The sequence below is a fragment of the Stenotrophomonas sp. 3diitr2024 genome, assembly GCF_042136455.1.
Classification (GTDB): Bacteria; Pseudomonadota; Gammaproteobacteria; order Xanthomonadales; family Xanthomonadaceae; genus Stenotrophomonas; species Stenotrophomonas sepilia.
The window spans coordinates 1-16,210 of sequence record NZ_JBHHMJ010000684.1 but is presented as its reverse complement, the minus strand read 5'-3'; the positions used below and the strand labels follow the sequence as shown (position 1 = coordinate 16,210).

Here is a 16,210-nt window from a genome sequence, read left to right as displayed (position 1 = left end):
ACTGTGGGTTTGCGGGGTGTGAGCGGCATGGATGCCGCGACCAAGCCCCCATGGATGGGTTTACCGCGTCCCCGCAAACCCACAGTGCCTCGCCATCCCACGGAATGTCCGCTGTTGCTGTTGCATCGGCTGTTGCCTTGGCTTGAAGCGGGTGCAGGGTGCAACCCTGCCGAACCCTCACTGCGGTAGGGTGGGCCGATGCCGCGCTGCAGCTTGGCGCCGCCGCAGATTTGATTACACTTGAAACTTGTTTGCCCACGACTCCGGACACCCACCCATGAAGCTTGGTTCTTTGAAGGAAGGCGGCCGCGACGGCACCCTGATCGTCGTTTCGCGTGACCTGCGCCACGGCGTGCGCGCCACCGGCATCGCCGCCACCCTGCAGCAGGCCCTGGAGGACTGGAGCCACATCGCACCGCGCCTGAACGCCCTGTACGAATCGCTCAACGCTGGCGACGCCGATGGCGTGTTCGACCTCGATCCGCAGGCGCTGGCCGCACCGATGCCGCGTGCCTATGAGTTCGTCGATGGCAGCGCCTACCTGCCGCACGTCGAGCGCGTGCGCCGCGCCCGCGGTGCCGAGGTGCCGGAGAGCTTCTATACCGACCCGCTGATGTACCAGGCCACCAGCGCAGGCTTCTACGGCCCGCGCGATGCGGTCAAGGTGGTCAGCGAGGACTACGGCATCGACCTGGAAGCGGAGATCGTGGTGATCACCGACGACGTGCCGATGGCGGCCACCCCGGAACAGGCCGCCAGCCACATCCAGCTGGTCGGCCTGGTCAACGATGTCTCGCTGCGCAACCTGATCCCGGGCGAGCTGGCCAAGGGCTTCGGCTTCCTGCAGTCCAAGCCGCGTTCGGCGCTGTCGCCGGTGTTCGTCACCCCCGATGAGCTGGGCGCTGCGTGGCAGGACAGCAAGGTGCACCTGCCGTTGCTGACCCACATCAACGGCCAGTGGTTCGGTGCGCCGGAGGCGGGCGTGGACATGCAGTTCAACTTCGCCCAGCTGGTCGCGCATGCGGCCAAGACCCGCCCGCTGGGTGCCGGCACCATTGTCGGCTCGGGCACCATCGCCAACGAAGACACCAGCAAGGGTGCCTCGTGCTTCGCCGAGCAGCGCGTGGTCGAGACCCTGCGTGACGGCAAGCCGAGCACGCCGTTCATGTCCTTCGGCGACGTGGTCCGCATCGAGATGCTCGATGCTGCCGGCAACAGCATCTTCGGTGCGATCGAGCAGCGCATCGAACAGGCGGCCAAGCCCTGAGCATGGAGGCGGCGATGGGGATCCCGGTCGACGACGGCATCGTGCTGTACACCTACTGGCGATCCAGCGCCGCCTACCGCGTGCGCATCGGCCTGGAGCTGAAGGGCCTGGCCTGGGAGGCGCGGCCGGTGCATCTCGTGCGCGACGGTGGCGAGCAGCACCATGAGGCTTATCGCGCGCTCAATCCGCAGCAGCTGGTGCCGACCCTGCTGCATGATGGGCACACGCTGACCCAGTCGCTGGCGATCATCGAGTACCTGGAAGAGCGCTTCCCACAGGTGCCGCTGCTGCCGGCCGACGCTGCGGGCCGCGCACGGGTGCGGGCGCTGGCGCAGCTTGTGGCCTGCGATATCCATCCGATCAACAACCTGCGGGTGATGCAGTACCTGGAACGCGACCTGCAGCTGCCTGCCGAAACCCGCACGCAGTGGACCCTGCACTGGATCGCCGAAGGCTTTGACGCGATGGAAGCGATGCTGGCCAACAGCCGCGACACCGGCACCTTCTGCCACGGCGACCGCCCTGGCCTGGCCGACATCTGCCTGTTGCCGCAGCTGTACAACGCCCACCGCTTCGGCCTGGACCTGGCACCGTACCCGACCCTGCGCCGCATCGAAGCGGCCTGCCAGGCACTGGATGCCTTCGACCGCGCCCGCCCGGAACACCAGCTCGACGCCGCCTGAAAAAAGGGGACGGAGGGGATTAAGTCGTATATGCACTTACGACTTAATCCCCTCCGTCCCCTTTCTGTTGCAATCGGGCCAGGTCATCGCGGAACAACCGGTAGGCCTCCTCGCGGCGGGCATCGTCGGTCTGTCGCAGCACCCATGCCGGGTGCACCGTGGCGTAGCCGCGCGTGCCGTCCTCGAGGGTGTGCCAGCGCCCGCGGTCACGCGAGAGGTCGAAATCATGGCCGAACACCGAGGCTGCCGCTGTCGCGCCGAGGCACACAATCACCTGGGGCCGCACGCGCGCGATCTCACCCATCAGCCAGGGCCGGCAGGCCTGGATGTGACGGCTCTCCGGCCGCTTGTGCAGCCGCACCTTGCCGCGCCGTTCATGGTGGAAGTGCTTCACCGCGTTGGTGAGGTACAGCGTGGCGCGATCGATCCCCAGTTCCGCCAATGCGCGGTCCAGCACCTGGCCGGCAGGTCCTGCAAATGGCTGCCCACGCAGATCTTCGGTGTCACCGGGTTGCTCTCCGACCAGCATCACCCCGGCCCCTGCCGGCCCCTGTCCGAATACGGTCTGCGTGGCCTGCTCCCACAACGGGCACTGGCGGCAGGCGCTGGCCTGCCCGCGCAGATTGTCCAGGCTGCTGGCTTCGGCTGCCGATGCCGGAGGGTTCGCTCGCAGCGGAATCCTGCGTTGCGGTGCCTGCGCGGGACGGTCATGCATTTCCTGCACGCGGTCGGCGGCGTCGCGTACCAGGCGAGGCAGCAATCGGGCTTCAGGCAGGTGGCGCCAGTACTTGGCCGGCATCTCCTGCATCATCATCCGCGTGTTGAGCCGGGCCGGATTGAAAATGCTGGCGTAATAGGTCTGCCACAGCGACTCGCGTGCATCCTCGGCCGGGGCATCCTCGCGTCGTGCACCGGGGCCGAAGGCAAGCGCCTGCCCATCCCAGGAGGCACTGCGCGAAGGCGTGAGGATGGCCCAGCGCATGCCGGTGAAGCGGCGCGCGAAGAACGGCGCGACCCGGTCGACGATGTGGTGCTGTGGCTCGAACCAGGCGATGAACGCATCAGGCTGGCCAGGCACTTCGCGGAAGCGCACGAATGCCTTCATCTTGTGCGTGTCGCGGCGGACCGCCTGGGCCATGGCCATCGCCCTCAGTACGTCGGCATCGGCAGGGTTTGACAGTACCGAGCGTTCGCCATGGGCGATGCGCCACAGCAACCGGTACAGGAGGGCCATGCGTTGTCCGTCGCGATGGCACAGGCAGGTGTCCGCCAGCTCCAGGAAGTCGCGAGGTACCGTCGGTGCGCCAGCGTCGGCCTGTGCGGGCGCCGAGGTGACCGCTGGCGCGTCCAGCAGTGATGCGTCGCTGCCCTCGAGCCAGTCCAGCTGCTCCGGCGCGACGCCGCGCAGCAGGGCTTCGCGCGCACCGCTGCGCCAGGCCTCCAGCGACCATGGCGGATCCACCCGCAGCGACCAGCGCTGCGCGTCAGGCCGCGGACGGGGCATCGAACAGCGAACCCTGTCGCGGCGGCGGGGCCAGCTGCGCGCGCAGCGCCGCCGGATCGTCCAGTGCTTTGCGCGGGTGATGGTCGGCCAGCAGCACGAACGGCAGCAGCTTGCTCATCGGTGCCTTCAGGCGTGCGATGTCGGCCACGCGCAGCCGCCCGTGACGGCGTGCCATCAGCACGCGCTTGACGTTGCGCACGCCAAGGCCGGGCACGCGCAGCAGCATCTCCTTCGGTGCCCGGTTCAGATCGACCGGAAAGCGCTCGGGATGGCGGATTGCCCAGGCCATCTTCGGGTCGATATCCAGGTCGAGCATGCCGTCCTGGGTGGTATCGGTAATCTCATCCACGCCGTACCCGTAGAAGCGCAGCAGCCAGTCAGCCTGGTAAAGGCGATGTTCGCGCTGCAGCGGTGGCGGCTGCAGTGGCAGCTGCCGGCTGGCGTCCGGAATCGGGCTGAACGCGGAGTAGTAGACCCGGCGCATGCGGTAGTTGCCGTACAGGCTGTCGGCGCTGGCCAGGATCTGCTGGTCGTTTGCCCCGTCCGCGCCGACGATCATCTGGGTGCTCTGCCCGGCCGGTGCGAAACGGGGAGGGCGCGGGCGAGTGCTGCGGCTGGCCGTCGGTGCCACCGCTGCGGGGGCCTTGCGAGCTTCCTTGGCTTCCTCGATGCGCCAGCGCAGTTCCCCCATCGCGCCACGGATGGAATGAACCGTCTTCTCCGGCGCCAAGGCGCTCAGGCCGGCTTCGGTGGGCAGTTCCACGTTGATGGACAGGCGGTCGGCATAGCGCCCGGCACTGGCCAGCAGTTCCGGCGAGGCCTCGGGAATGGTCTTGAGGTGGATGTAGCCGGCGTAGCGGTGTTCTTCGCGCAGTTGCCGGGCGACTTCCACCATCTGTTCCATGGTGTAGTCCGCATTGCGGATGATGCCGCTGGACAGGAACAGGCCCTCGATGTAGTTGCGCTTGTAGAAGTCCAGGGTGAGCGTGACCACCTCATCCACGCTGAAACGTGCACGGGGCACGTTGCTGGAAACCCGGTTCACGCAATAGGCGCAGTCGTAGACGCAGAAGTTGGTCAGCAGGATCTTCAGCAACGAAACACAGCGGCCATCGGGCGTGTAGCTGTGGCAGATGCCCATGCCCTCGGTGCTGCCGATACCGCCGCTGGCGCGCGAATCGCGCTTGCCCGAGCCGCTGGAGGCGCAGGAGGCATCGTACTTGGCGGCATCAGCCAGAATGGCCAGCTTGCGGATGGTTTCCATTGAGGAAACCTACGGATGAGGGGTCTCATTGGATGAGACCGCCCCTGAATTCTTCAGAAAAAGGGGACGGGGGATCAAGTCGCAAGTGCACAAACGACTTAATCCCCTCCGTCCCCTTTTCCGTGCGATCAGAAGCCGTGGGTGATGCTGGGTGCGCCTGCCGAGAAATCGGCGTACGGGTCGTGCTCGCCGCTACTGCCTTCGGACAGGCGGAACTTCAGGGCCAGGCCATCGCGCGAATCGGCCGCGCGCAGCGCTTCCTCCTGCTCGATGGTGCCGGCCTTGGCCAGCCGGAACAGGCACTGGTCGAAGCTCTCCATGCCTTCTTCCAGCGAGGCTTCCATCGCCGCCTTGATCTCGTGCACCTGGCCGCGGCGCAGCAGGTCGCGGATCATCGGCGTGTTGATCAGTACCTCGGTGGCCGGCAGGCGACGGCCCTCCTTGTTCTTCACCAGGCGCTGGCTGATCACCGCACGCAGGTTCAGCGCCAGGTTCATCAGCACGTTCTTGTGCGCGCTTTCCGGGAAGAAGTTGAGGATGCGCTCGATGGTCTGGTCGGCGTTGTTGGAGTGCAGGGTGGCCAGGCACAGGTGGCCGGTCTCGGCGAAGGCGATCGCCGCCTCCATCGTTTCCGCATCCAGGATCTCGCCGATCAGGATCACGTCCGGCGCTTCACGCATCGCGTTCTTCAGCGCGTTGTGGAAGGCGTGGGTGTCCAGGCCGACCTCGCGCTGGTTGACGATCGACATCTTGTGCTTGTGCAGGTACTCGATCGGATCCTCGATGGTGAGGATGTGACCGGTGGTGGTGCTGTTGCGGTGGTCGATCATCGACGCCAGCGAGGTGGACTTGCCGGAACCGGTGGACCCCACCACCAGCACCAGCCCGCGCGGGGTCATGATGACGTCCTTCAGCACCTGCGGCAGGTTCAGCTCCTCGATGCTCGGAATCCGGCTGCGGATGGCGCGGATGACCATGCCGACCTCGCCCCGCTGCTTGAACACGTTGACGCGGAAGCGCCCGGCATCGGGCAGCGCGATGGCCATGTTGAGCTCCAGCTCGCGCTCGAACTGCGGCACCTGGCCTTCGTCCATCAGCGAGTAAGCGATCTTCTTGACCATGCCCGGCGGCAGGCCGGTGTTGCCCAGCGGATAGAGCTTCCCTTCGATCTTGATGTAGACCGGTGCCCCGGTGGTCAGAAACATGTCCGAAGCGTTCTTTTCGGTCATCAGCTTCAGGAAGTAGCCGATATCCATTGCGAATTTTCCCCAACGAAACGGCCGACGCCCGTTGCCAGCACGGTGTCGGCTTGACGACAATGGCCGTGAACCGACAACCGGTACGGCCTCCCCAATGAAACGACTTAGCTTCGCACGAATGCGCCATGGCCTGTATGTGATGGCGTTTGCATTCGCACTGTCTGCCCCCGCCTGGGCGCAGGACGCTGCCCTGGAACTGGCGCAGGCCCGGCAGGCGGTCGACAAGGCCACCCAGGCCGATGCCGACCAGTACGCCCCGGACCTGATCGGGCTGGCCCGGCAGGGGCTGGAGCAGGCCCAGCGCGCCGTCGGCGACCGCCGCGAGCGCAAGAACGCCCCGGCGATGGCCCTGCGCGCCGCCGCCGATGCCGACCTGGCCCGCGTCCGCAGTGAGGAAGCCACCGTCACCGCGCAGCTGCAGCTGCGCCGCAACGAGGTCAACCAGCTGCAACGCCAGCTGTCGACCGGGGAGGACCGCCGGTGAAGCCGATGACCGCCGCAACCCTGGCCGCGCTGCTGGCGCTGCCGACCCTGGCCACGGCCGCCGACAACCCGATGGTGGCGCAGCTGAGCCAGCGCCTGATGGCCATCCAGGCCAACCCCGATACCGCTGAGCTGGGCGCCTTCGAGCGCATGCAGGCGCAGCAGGCGATCGCCACCCTGGACAAGGCCAAGCGCCGCGACCAGGAGCTGGCCACGTACCTGGCCGAGCGCCGGGTGGAGATTGCCGAGACCGCCGTGCGCACCGCGCTGGCCGCGCGCGAGGTCGACCGCCTGGAGCGTACCCGCAGCGACCTGCTGATCGAGGCCAGCCGCCGCGATGCCGCCCGTGCCCGCCAGGAAGCCGAGCAGCTGCGCATGCAGGCGCAGATGCAGGCCGAGGAGGCCGAACGCCTGCGCCAGGCGGCCGAGGCCGAGACCCTGGCCCGCCAGGACGCCGAGAATGCACTGACCAGCGTGGCCGGCAAGCAGCAGCAGCGTCTGAGCGCTGCCCAGCAGAACGCTGCCAGGCTGGCCCGGGAGGAAGCCGAGCTGGTGTCCGGGCAGAAGCTGCCCGGTTCGAAGTTCGACGCTCGCGGTGAGGTCTTCACCTTCGGTGGTGACGCGTTCGCCGCAGGCGCCTCCAGCCTGTCGGGTGGCGCCCGCAACCAGGCCAAGGCCCTGGCCGAGTACCTGAACATCGGCAAGAAGGGGCGCCTGCGCATCGAGGCCTACGACAGCGCCAACGGCGTGGGCCAGAAGCGTGCCGAAGCGCTGCGCGACGCCCTGGTCGCGGGTGGTGTCGCCAGCAACCGGATCCAGGTCAGCGGCAAGAAGGCAGCGTCCACCCGGGTGCGCTCGGCCGAGGTCATCATCGCGCCGTAATGCATTGATATTGTTTGTTTTTCGTTGCGATGAGCATTCAGCCTGAACCCCGCCCCGGCGGGGTTCGGTCTTTTTGACGCAGGGGTCTTGTACCCCGCCTTGAGCAGGCGTAGGGTCAATCGTCCGGGACGCAATGCCGCGGACCGGACGATGGGAGGGCCGGGCCGATGCAAGCAGGGCGCGAACCGCAGCAGATCGACGTGCGCAGGCCAGTGCCGCAGGTCGTTGCAGGCGTCCAGGTGGCCATCGGCCGGCACTCCTCCATGAACAACGCCCCGTGCCTTGCGGCCGGGGCGTTCGTGTATCTGTCGAAGGAGGTCCATCATGTTTGAAGATCAGCCCCAGAGCGAGATCGACGCACGTCGCGCGCGTGATCCGGAGTTCAGGGCACTCCATGACCAGCACCGCAAGTTGAACAAGAAGTGCATGGACGCGGAGTTGGGTGTACTCCCGATCGATGATGTCACCCTGGGTCGCATGAAGCGCGAGAAGCTGCTGGCCAAGCAACGACTTCTGCGAATGTACGAAACACCGCTCCCAACGACGTCCCCCACGCTTTGACGCACCCCGTCACGCCCGGAACGGCGTGACCCGGCCATCGATGGCCCGGCCGGGCGCTCCTGCCCCGGCATCGCGGCACCGCCGATGAGGCGGCCGCGCCAAGGCACCACAGGCGGTGGTGCCTTGGCCTGCAGGCACAACTCACCGATGCGGGCGGTACCGGTCTCCTCGTCGACCCGGGGCCGTCCGCATCCCTCTACGGGACGGCGGGCGGCATGCCCGCGCCGACCTGACATTCAGCGCCATCCGTCGGATAATCATCGGTCCGGCCCTGCGTGGCGCGAATCGAAAGTCCTCCGAATGCCCATCCATTCTTCCGTCCTCGAACTCATCGGCCAGACCCCGATCGTCAAGGCCCAGCGCCTGGACACCGGCGTCTGCGAGCTTTACCTGAAGCTCGAGAGCGCCAACCCGGGCGGTTCGATCAAGGATCGCATCGGCCTGTCGATGATCGAGGCAGCGGAGCAGCGGGGTGACCTGAAGCCGGGGGCGACCCTGGTCGAGGGTACCGCTGGCAATACCGGCCTGGGCCTGGCACTGGTGGCCCAGCAGAAGGGCTACAAGCTGATCCTGGTCGTTCCCGACAAGATGAGCCGCGAAAAGATCTTCAACCTGAAGGCGATGGGCGCCGAAGTGCGCCTGACCCGTTCGGACGTCGCCAAGGGCCACCCGGAGTACTACCAGGATCTGGCTAAGACCATCGCCGAGCAGACCCCGGGCGCCTACTTCATCAACCAGTTCGGCAACCCGGACAACCCGGCCGCGCATGAGTTCGGCACCGGCCCGGAAATCCTGGAGCAGATGGGCGGTGACCTCGACGCCATCGTGTTCGGCTGCGGCAGCTCCGGCACCATGACCGGCCTGTCGCGTGCGTTCGCCAGGCTGTCGCCCAAGACCGAGCTGGTGCTGGCCGATCCGGTCGGCTCGATCCTGGCCGAGTACATCAACGACGGCGTGCTCAACGACAAGTCGGGCAGCTGGCTGGTGGAGGGCATCGGCGAGGACTTCCTGCCCTCGATCTCCGACTTCAGCCGCGTCAAGAAGGCCTATGCCATCAGCGACGCCGAGAGCTTCCACACCGCGCGCGAGCTGCTGGGCAAGGAAGGCATCCTCGGCGGTTCGTCCACCGGCACCCTGCTGGCCGCGGCACTGAAGTACTGCAAGGAGCAGACCACGCCGAAGAAGGTGCTGGTGCTGGTCTGCGATACCGGCAACAAGTACCTGTCGAAGATGTACAACGACTACTGGATGCTGGACAACGGCTTCCTGGAGCGCCCGCAGCACGGTGACCTGCGCGACCTGATCCTGCGTCCGTACGGCCAGCGCGACACGGTGGTGATCGGCCCGAACGACCTGTTGACCACCGCCTACCAGCGTATGAAGCTGTATGACGTGTCGCAGCTGCCGGTGATGGACGGTGACCAGCTGGTCGGCATCGTCGATGAAAGCGACGTGCTGCTGCATGTCTATGGTGACGAAGCGCGCTTCCGCGACACCGTGGCCACCGCGATGGTCAGCAAGCTGGACCGGCTGGACGTGAAGTCGCCGATCGAGGCCCTGCTGCCGGTGTTCGACCGCGGGCAGGTGGCGATCGTGATGGACGGTGACGCCTTCCTCGGCCTGATCACCCGCATCGACCTGTTGAACTATCTGCGCCGTCGCGTGCAGTAAACCGCTGATCGCTGCCGTTCACCGCTGAATTCCGGTTTATTCGCGTCAAAGCTCGTTAAGGCTGCGCTGATAGACTCCCGATCCTTTGACGGCGCCGCACGTCGGCGCCATTCAGGAAACGACATGTCCAACTCCTCTTCGCCCGACCGCGCGCTGGCCCTGGCCACGCTGGCCATCCATGGCGGCCAGTCGCCCGATCCCAGCACCGGGGCGGTGATGCCGCCGATCTACGCCACCTCGACCTATGCGCAGTCCAGCCCGGGCGAGCATCAGGGCTTTGAGTACTCGCGTACCCACAACCCGACGCGCTTTGCCTATGAGCGCTGCGTGGCCTCGCTGGAAGGCGGCACCCGTGGCTTCGCCTTCGCCTCGGGCATGGCGGCCAGCTCGACGGTGATCGAGCTGCTGGACGCCGGCAGCCACGTGGTGGCGATGGACGACATCTACGGCGGCAGCTTCCGCCTGTTCGAGCGCGTGCGCCGCCGTACCGCCGGGCTGGACTTCAGCTTCGTCGACCTGACCGATCTGGCGGCCTTTGAAGCCTCGATCACGCCGAAGACGAAGATGGTCTGGATTGAAACCCCGACCAACCCGATGCTGAAGATCGTGGACATCGCCGCGGTCGCTGCCATCGCCAAGCGCCATGGCCTGATCGTGGTGGTGGACAACACCTTCGCCTCGCCGATGCTGCAGCGCCCGCTGCTGCTGGGCGCCGATCTTGTGCTGCACTCGGCCACCAAGTACCTCAATGGCCACTCGGACATGGTCGGTGGCATGGTCGTGGTCGGCGACAACGCGCCGCTGGCCGAGCAGATGGCGTTCCTGCAGAACTCGGTGGGTGGCGTGCAGGGCCCGTTCGACAGCTTCCTGGCCCTGCGCGGCCTGAAGACCCTGCCGCTGCGCATGAAGGCGCATTGTGCCAACGCGCTGGCGCTGGCGCAGTGGCTGGAAAAGCACCCGGCGGTGGAGAAGGTGATCTACCCGGGCCTGCCGTCTCACCCGCAGCATGAGCTGGCCGGCAAGCAGATGGCCGGCTACGGCGGCATCGTCTCGATCGTGCTCAAGGGCGGGTTCGAGGCGGCCAAGCGCTTCTGCGAGAAGACCGAACTGTTCACCCTGGCCGAGTCGCTGGGCGGTGTGGAAAGCCTGGTCAACCATCCGGCGGTGATGACGCATGCCTCGATCCCGGTGGCGCGTCGGGAGCAGCTGGGGATCAGTGATGCACTGGTGCGGCTGAGCGTGGGGGTGGAGGAACTGGGGGATCTGCAGGTGGATCTGGAAAATGCGCTGTCGGCAGGGAATAGCTGATCCATGCAGAAGCACGCCAATCTCCTGTTCCTGTTCCGCCAGCTGCTGGGGCGTGAGTTGGCAGCGCGGTACCGCACCACCACATTGGGTGTTCTCTGGCTGGTCCTGCAACCGTTGCTGATGTTGTGTGTCTATACGCTGGTGTTCAGTGGCGTATTCAAGGCGCGATGGGCGGGTGCCGAATCCACCGGCGACTTCGCGCTGATGCTGTTTGCGGGCCTGGTACCGTTCACGCTGCTGTCGGAAGTGCTGATCACGGCCCCTGGGATCATCGCTGGGCAACCCAACTTCGTGAAGAAGGTGGTCTTTCCCCTGCCGGTGCTGTCGATGGTGAAGGTGGCCGCAGCGCTGACGACCGCCGGCATCGGCCTGACTATCCTGCTGGTCGCGCAGACCTGGCAGTCGGGGCTGCCGTCGGCGTGGGCGCTCGCCTCGCCACTGATCCTGCTTGAAATGACGCCCATGCTGCTTGCGATAGCCTGGTCGCTGTCGGCGCTCGGGGTCTATCTGCGCGACATCGGACAGTTTGTCGGCATCCTCAGCAGCGTGCTGTTGTTCCTCAGTCCTATCTTCTTCCCGGCGCATGCGATGCCAGAGGCGGCCAAGGGGTTGGTATATTTCAACCCGCTGGTCACGCCCATCGAACAACTGCGTGCGGTGACTGTCCAGAACTCGGCACCTGATATGGCGACACTGCTGCCGCACTTCCTGCTTTCCGTGGTGGCGGCGATGCTGGCCTACGCGCTCTTCCGTCGCCTCTCGCGCGGCTTCTCGGACGTCCTATGAACAACCCGCAGACCACCACGTTGCAGGCCACGCCTGACGCGGCCATCGAAGTGCTGGACGTGACCAAGGACTATCCGGTCTATGCCAACCCGCGCGACCGCTTGTTGTCGCTGCTGAAGCCTTCCGGTGATCGGGCCAGCCGTACCTTCCGAGCGCTGGATGGCATCACCTTGGTCGTGCCCAAGGGAGAAACGGTCGGCATCATCGGTCGCAACGGCGCCGGCAAGTCGACTTTGCTGCAGATCCTGTGCGGCACGGTGCGTCCGACGTCGGGCTCGGTCAGTATCCGCGGGCGCTTCGCCGCGCTGCTCGAGCTGGGGGCGGGTTTCAATCCGGATTTCTCCGGCCGCGACAACGTGTACCTGAGTGCGTCGCTGCTGGGACTGAGCCGCAAAGAGGTGGACGACAAGCTTCAGTCGATCATCGACTTCGCGGATATCGGCGATTTCTTCGACCGGCCGGTCAAGACCTATTCCAGCGGCATGTATGTGCGCCTGGCGTTCTCGGTGGCCATCCACACCGAACCGGATGTGCTGATCATCGATGAAGCGTTGTCGGTGGGTGACATCCGCTTCCAGATGAAATGCCTTGCACGCATCGAACAGATCCGTGCACGGGGCGCCACCATCCTGTTTGTGTCGCATTCGCTCGAACAGGTCAAACGTTTTTGCCAGACCGCGTTGTGGCTGGAAGGCGGCAAGGTCAAGCTGCATGGCGAAGCCAGCTTCGTCGCCGACCGCTTCCGCGACTATGAACTGGGCAAGGACCTTGCCGTGGCAGAGGGCGCGGAAGTCCGCCAGGCACCAGCCCCGGGCAGCATCCCGGCCCACCTTGAAACGGTTGCACTGAGTACCGACATGCTCGCGCCCTTCGAGCCGTTGACGGTGGACATCAGCTATACCGTTGGCGATGAAGTGGTCGATGGCTTGTTGCTGGGGGTCGCGATCAAGGGCATGGATGGCCTGCACATCTTTGGTCCCAATACCTATCTTGAGCGGGTGGTGATTCCCACCTCGCGGGGGTCTCATCGCGTCAGCTATTGCATTCCATCGATGACCCTGCTGACCGGCAGCTACCGCGTTGACGTGGGACTGTTCACTGACAAGGGCCTGGTCTGCCTGGACTATCTGTCCGAAGCCAGCGTCTTCACCGTGGCCGCACCCTACTTCAGTGAGGGCGTGGTCTATATCCCGCATGAGTGGAAGGTCCATGACCCCGACGCTTCTTGAAATTCCCTTTGACCATTACCAGCGCTACGGTGCGGCGACGCACCTGTTGCAAGCGCTGGATCTGCCTGCGCCGCGGGTGCTGGAAGTAGGGGCCAACCGTCAGCGCCTGCTCGGGCAGTTCCTGCCACAGGCGACGTTCCTGTACACCGATCTGCATGCCGAAGGGGACGAGAAGGACTTCGTTGTGGCAGACGCCACTGCGCTGCCTTTCCCGGAGCAGGGCTTCGACGCGGTGGTTTCGCTGGACGTGCTTGAGCATATTCCCGCTCCCCTGCGTGCCAAGGCCGCTACCGAAATGGCGCGTGTCGCCGGCCGTGCGGTCATTGTCGGCTTCCCGCCGGACCAGCCTTGGGTGCGCGATGCGGAACTGGATGCGAATGACCGCTGGCATGAGCTGTTCGGCGAGGACTACGTCTGGCTGCAGGAGCACAAGGAGTTCGGCCTGGTCGACACCGCCGAAATCGTTGCCGCATTTGAAAGCGCTGGCATGACGGTGCTGCGCTTCGGCCAGGGCAATGCCGCATTGTGGTCCAGCCTGATGGGCGCTCATTTCATCAAGGTGAAGTTCCCCGAGCTGGAACCACTGGTCAGCGCTGCCGACCGTCTCTACAACAGTCGGGTGTTCGCCGGCGACCACAGTGACCAACCTTATCGCGAGTACTGCGTGGCGGTGCGACTGCAGAGCGATGCCACGCGCCTCCAGGCCAATCCGCCGTTCCGTTCCGAACTCGACGTGGAAGCGACTGCGCTGCTGACCGGGCTTGCGGGCGGGTTGCGTGACCTCGCTGTGCGTACTGCCAATTCCGAGAGGGAATGGGAGTCCACGGCGCGACTGCTGGATGCCTACGTCACCGATCTTGCTGTGGCCAAGCGCGAGTGGGGTGCCACCGCCGCCTATGCGCAGCAGCTGCAGCAGAGCAAGGATGAGGCGAACGCCAGCTGGATCGCGCACCATGCGGAATGGCAGCAACGGGAGCAGGAGCTCAAGGCGCATATTGCCAATGAGCAGCAGCAGGCGCAGCGCGCCCAGGCGCGTATTGGCGAACTGGTGGAGGCCGCAGAGATCGCCCGTCTGCGGGCACTGGATGTGGAACGTGAGCTCGAGCAGCGCCTGCAGCAGCGCACGGCGGACTACCAGCGCTCGCGCCGCAAGTGGAAGGCCGCAATGGTGGGGTTGGCGCTGGGGTGCCTCGTCATTGGCGCGCTGGTGGGTTGGGGCGTGTCTTGATGCGATGGGGCAACCGAAAAGTGATCGTACTGAATCAACGAGGTAATGCCTGATGTCCAAGATGGGTAATCTGCTTCGCGGAATCTATTGGAGCATTCGTCGCGCGCAGGGACAGGGTGTTTCTGTCGGCACCATCCTCTCTGCTCTGGCCCGTGCTGCCAGCAGGGGCCCCAAGCATCTGGCCCGGGCGATTCTCGCGTATGCCAATGGATCGCACACACAAGCAGCGACCACGCCTCCGGACGTTTACACCGAATGGCTGCGCCAGCAGGCGCCGGCCACGGTTCCGGCTGACGCCGGCCTGATCAGCATTGTGATGCCGGTCTGCAACACGCCGGAGGTGTTCCTGCGCGAGGCCGTGGCCAGCGTCGAAGCACAGACCTACTCGAACTGGGAGCTGTGCATCCACGATGACGCGTCCGATCAACCGCACGTGGCACGCGTGCTGGAAGAACTGGCGCGGCGGTTGCCGAACCTGCGTGTTTCACGCTCAAGCGAACGGCAGGGCATTGCGGCCACGACCAACGCTGCGGTAGCACTGGCCAAGGGGCGCTGGATCACCTTCCTCGACCATGATGACCTGCTGGAGCCGGATGCACTGGCTGCGGTGGTCGCGTGCCATGTGGCCACATCGGCAAGTGTCGTCTATACCGACCATGATGTGCTGGGCGAAGACGGCCGCCTTCGCCATCCGTACTTCAAGCCCGACTGGAATCTGGACCTGTTCCTGTCGCAGATGTATCTGGGACACCTGGTCAGCTTCGACACCGCGCTGGTCCATCAGCTGGGTGGGCTGCGAAGTGACTGTGACGGCTCGCAGGACTACGATCTGGTGCTTCGCTGTGCGGCAGCTGGCGCCACCATCGCGCATGTTCCCAAGGTGCTCTACCACTGGCGCGCGCACGCCGGTTCCACCGCGGCCAATGCCGGCTCCAAGCCCTATGCGCACCACGCCGGTCGCCGCGCGCTGCTGCAGCATGTGCAGGCAATCCATCCCGGGGCGCAGGTGGACGATGGCGAACAGCTGTTCTGCTATGACGTTCGCTATCCGTATGCGGACAAGGGGCCCTTGGCCAGCATCGTCATCCCGACCCGCGATGGCTTGGACCTGTTGCGTACCTGTGTGGAATCGCTGTACGCGAAGACGAACTACCGCGCCTTCGAGATCATCGTTGTCGACAATGGTTCAACCCAGGATGAGACCCTGCAGTGGCTGGAAGCGATGTCCCGCCGTGACAGCTTCCGGGTGATCCGCGCAGACGTACCGTTCAATTGGTCGGCACTGAACAATCTGGCTGCCCGCGAGGCGCGTGGCGAGGTTCTGGTCTTCCTCAACAACGATACCGAGATCATCGACGGACAGTGGCTGCAGCGGCTTGCCGAAAATGCGCTGCGACCGGACGTGGGCGTGTGCGGTCCGTTGCTGTTGTACGGCGACCGCACCATCCAGCATGCCGGTGTTGTGATCGGCATGGGTGGCTGGGCCGACCACGTCTTCAAGGGCGAGGCGCCCGTGCACAACCAGAATCTGTTCGTGTCGCCGGTATTGCAGCGCCAGGTGCTGGCCGTGACGGGGGCCTGCATGGTGGTGGCGCGTGACACGTTCGAGTCGCTGGGCGGGTTCGATGAATCCTTCATTGTCTGCGGCAGTGATGTGGAGCTGTGCCTGCGTGCACATGCACGCGGCCTTGCCACCGTTTACGTCGCACGCGCGGTGATGATCCATCACGAGTCCAAGACGCGTGATCCACGTGCTATCCCCGAGAGCGACTTCGTGCGCTCGGCCGAAGCGTACTCGCCATATCGCGAAGAAGGCGATCCGTTCTTCAGCCCGAACCTTGACTACATGGCGTCTTCGCCGCGTCTGCGCGGGAGCCTGCAATGAGCCGCCTGGGTAATCTGTTGCGGCGCTTCGCCGCGCGGCTGGATGCAAGCGCTCCCGGTGTGCCGACGCCCAGTACCAATGTTGCCGAGATCACCCCGTGTACACCCCGCCGTGATCCATGGGAGGGCAAGCGGCTGAATCTGGTGTTACCGTCGATCAACAAGCAGCACTATTTCGGTGGCATCCATACGGCCGTACTG

General features: G+C 65.4%; 14 protein-coding genes and 2 pseudogenes. 13 read left to right on the top strand and 3 right to left on the bottom strand.

The window, feature by feature from the left end; translation table 11 throughout:
• Positions 1-277 precede the first annotated feature (277 nt).
• Both ABGA94_RS17545 and maiA read left to right on the top strand, forming a co-directional pair.
• The gene (locus tag ABGA94_RS17545; RefSeq protein WP_005415155.1) at positions 278-1,267 is read left to right on the top strand and encodes a fumarylacetoacetate hydrolase family protein; all 990 of its coding nucleotides are present in this window, start codon (positions 278-280) and stop codon (positions 1,265-1,267) included.
• Between the two features lie 14 nt (positions 1,268-1,281).
• Positions 1,282-1,950: a maleylacetoacetate isomerase gene (maiA, locus tag ABGA94_RS17540; RefSeq protein ID WP_134955719.1), complete on the top strand. Its 669-nt coding sequence runs from the start codon at positions 1,282-1,284 to the stop codon at positions 1,948-1,950.
• A gap of 43 nt (positions 1,951-1,993) precedes the next feature.
• On the opposite strand, the gene ABGA94_RS17535 is transcribed toward maiA, so the two are convergent.
• The 3 genes from ABGA94_RS17535 to ABGA94_RS17525 form a co-directional block, all read right to left on the bottom strand.
• The gene (locus ABGA94_RS17535) at positions 1,994-3,454 is read right to left on the bottom strand and encodes a UdgX family uracil-DNA binding protein (protein WP_095378727.1); all 1,461 of its coding nucleotides are present in this window, start codon (positions 3,452-3,454) and stop codon (positions 1,994-1,996) included.
• Positions 3,435-4,718: a putative DNA modification/repair radical SAM protein gene (locus ABGA94_RS17530; protein WP_069139423.1), complete on the bottom strand. Its 1,284-nt coding sequence runs from the start codon at positions 4,716-4,718 to the stop codon at positions 3,435-3,437. The genes ABGA94_RS17535 and ABGA94_RS17530 overlap by 20 nt, the downstream gene beginning before the upstream one ends.
• 128 nt (positions 4,719-4,846) lie before the next feature.
• A complete protein-coding gene (locus ABGA94_RS17525; protein WP_049416904.1) occupies positions 4,847-5,974 on the bottom strand; it encodes a PilT/PilU family type 4a pilus ATPase in 1,128 nt (375 codons plus the stop codon).
• Positions 5,975-6,095: 121 nt separating this feature from the next.
• Here ABGA94_RS17525 and ABGA94_RS17520 point away from each other — a divergent pair, with 121 nt between their 5' ends.
• The 11 genes and pseudogenes from ABGA94_RS17520 to ABGA94_RS17470 form a co-directional block, all read left to right on the top strand.
• Positions 6,096-6,461 (top strand): DUF4398 domain-containing protein, encoded by a 366-nt coding sequence (locus ABGA94_RS17520; protein ID WP_375367857.1) that lies wholly within the window; start codon positions 6,096-6,098, stop codon positions 6,459-6,461.
• Complete coding sequence (locus tag ABGA94_RS17515; protein WP_139726690.1) at positions 6,458-7,342, top strand: OmpA family protein; 885 nt, start codon at positions 6,458-6,460, stop codon at positions 7,340-7,342. The genes ABGA94_RS17520 and ABGA94_RS17515 overlap by 4 nt, the downstream gene beginning before the upstream one ends.
• A gap of 324 nt (positions 7,343-7,666) precedes the next feature.
• A complete protein-coding gene (locus tag ABGA94_RS17510; RefSeq protein WP_005407964.1) occupies positions 7,667-7,903 on the top strand; it encodes a YdcH family protein in 237 nt (78 codons plus the stop codon).
• 300 nt (positions 7,904-8,203) lie between these two features.
• Positions 8,204-9,574, top strand: a complete 1,371-nt coding sequence (locus ABGA94_RS17505; protein ID WP_164093329.1) for a pyridoxal-phosphate dependent enzyme — start codon at positions 8,204-8,206, stop codon at positions 9,572-9,574.
• Between the two features lie 123 nt (positions 9,575-9,697).
• Entirely contained in the window at positions 9,698-10,882 is a 1,185-nt protein-coding gene (locus ABGA94_RS17500; protein ID WP_005415164.1) for a cystathionine gamma-synthase, read from the top strand.
• 3 nt (positions 10,883-10,885) lie between these two features.
• Positions 10,886-11,668, top strand: a complete 783-nt coding sequence (locus tag ABGA94_RS17495; RefSeq protein WP_375367856.1) for an ABC transporter permease — start codon at positions 10,886-10,888, stop codon at positions 11,666-11,668.
• The gene (locus tag ABGA94_RS17490) at positions 11,665-12,897 is read left to right on the top strand and encodes an ABC transporter ATP-binding protein (RefSeq protein ID WP_005415166.1); all 1,233 of its coding nucleotides are present in this window, start codon (positions 11,665-11,667) and stop codon (positions 12,895-12,897) included. The genes ABGA94_RS17495 and ABGA94_RS17490 overlap by 4 nt, the downstream gene beginning before the upstream one ends.
• Positions 12,863-13,192 (top strand): annotated as a pseudogene (locus tag ABGA94_RS17485) (class I SAM-dependent methyltransferase); the annotation flags it as partial. The gene ABGA94_RS17490 and the pseudogene ABGA94_RS17485, both read left to right, overlap by 35 nt.
• Entirely contained in the window at positions 13,193-14,125 is a 933-nt protein-coding gene (locus ABGA94_RS17480) for a wsae (protein WP_258391688.1), read from the top strand. It begins immediately after the preceding pseudogene.
• Between the two features lie 52 nt (positions 14,126-14,177).
• The gene (locus ABGA94_RS17475) at positions 14,178-16,010 is read left to right on the top strand and encodes a glycosyltransferase family 2 protein (RefSeq protein WP_239515569.1); all 1,833 of its coding nucleotides are present in this window, start codon (positions 14,178-14,180) and stop codon (positions 16,008-16,010) included.
• A pseudogene (locus tag ABGA94_RS17470) lies at positions 16,007-16,210 on the top strand (hypothetical protein); the annotation flags it as partial. The gene ABGA94_RS17475 and the pseudogene ABGA94_RS17470, both read left to right, overlap by 4 nt.